Origin of the sequence: Aquabacterium sp. UBA2148 (genome assembly GCF_002328915.1) — a bacterium.
Lineage (GTDB): Bacteria > Pseudomonadota > Gammaproteobacteria > Burkholderiales > Burkholderiaceae_C > Aquabacterium > Aquabacterium parvum.
Map to the genome: position 1 here is coordinate 7,250 of NZ_DCXA01000174.1, position 1,419 is coordinate 8,668.

The window sequence follows — 1,419 nt, forward strand, 5'->3', positions numbered from 1 at the left end:
CCGCTGCCAGCGACGTGTTCGCCCGCCTGGGCCTGACCCACCACCGCCCGTCCTTCGGCATCGGCCCGGTCGAAAGCCTGGGTGTGGCCTATGAGGTCACCGAAGAGGCCGTGATGCGCACGCCCTTCGCCACCTTGCTGCGTTTTCGCAAGGAGGGCGCGCCCGAGCAGCCCCGGGTGCTGCTGGTGGCGCCCATGTCCGGCCACTTCGCCACGCTGCTGCGCGACACGCTGCGCACCCTGCTGCAGGACCACGACGTCTACATCACCGACTGGCACAACGCCCGCGACGTGCCTTTGAAGCACGGGGTGTTCGGGCTGGACGATTACACCGAGCACCTCATCCGCTTCCTCGACCGCATGGGGCCGGGCTCGCACCTGATGGGCATCTGCCAGCCCTGTGTCGCCGCGCTGGCCGCCACCGCGCTGATGGCGCAGGACGGCCACCCGGCGCAGCCGCGCAGCCTGACGCTGATGGCTGGCCCCATCGATTGCCGTGTCAACCCGACCACGGTGAACGAACTGGCCACGAGCAAACCGCTGAGCTGGTTCGAGGAGAACCTGGTTCACACCGTGCCCTGGCACCTCAAGGGCGCGGGGCGCAAGGTCTACCCGGGCTTTGTGCAGCTGATGGCTTTTGTGAGCATGAACCAGGACCGCCACCGAGGTGCCTTTGAAGAGCTCTACAAGCGTCTGGCGCAAGGCCTGCGCACCGAGGCCCTGCCCACGCAGACCTTTTACGAGGAGTACTTCGCCGTGGCCGACCTGCCTGCCGAGTTCTACCTGGAAACCGTGGGCAAGGTCTTTCAGACCTACGACCTGCCCCGCGGCGAGCTGAGCTGGCGCGGCACGAAGGTGGAGCCGCAGGCGATCCGCCGCACGGCGCTGCTGACCGTCGAGGGCGAGCGCGACGACATCTGTTCGGTGGGCCAGACCGTGGCCGCGCAGGACCTGTGCAGCGCGGTGCGACCCTATTGGCGCCAGCACCACGTGCAGACCGGCGTGGGCCACTACGGCGTGTTCAGCGGCCGGCGCTGGCAGCGCGAGATCTACCCGCGCGTGCGAGACCTGATCCACCAGACCTCGGTGTGATCCTCAGGGCAGTTTGTACTGCAGCGTGGTGCTGATGACGATGCTCTCGGCAGGCGCCGAGACGCGCTGCAGCGCCAGCTGGCGGATGCGGATGCGGTGCGCGTTGGCGTCGATCTCGACGTTCGACGGACAGACCGGCAGGGTGCCACCCATGGCGCCCAGGTCGAGGTCGATTTCGGGGGCCGCATCGATCGCCTGCAGGTCGCTCAGGGCCCAGTTGGCGCTGTGGCAGCCGTAGGTTGTCGTGCCGGCGGAGTCCATGCCCGGGTAGAAGAAGACGGCGAATTTGCTGGGGTCGTCCCCGCGGAACAGGACGAAGAAATCGCAA

The 1,419-nt window shown here is 67.8% G+C and carries 2 protein-coding genes; one reads left to right on the forward strand and one right to left on the reverse strand.

Annotated elements, in window-relative coordinates:
* Positions 1 to 1,091: polyhydroxyalkanoate depolymerase (phaZ, locus tag B2W70_RS09735; protein ID WP_286745230.1), on the forward strand; the 1,091-nt coding region annotated here is incomplete at its 5' end.
* A gap of 3 nt (positions 1,092 to 1,094) precedes the next feature.
* Here phaZ and B2W70_RS09740 read toward each other — a convergent pair.
* On the reverse strand, positions 1,095 to 1,419 hold a 325-nt coding region (locus tag B2W70_RS09740), incomplete at its 5' end, for a hypothetical protein (protein ID WP_286745232.1).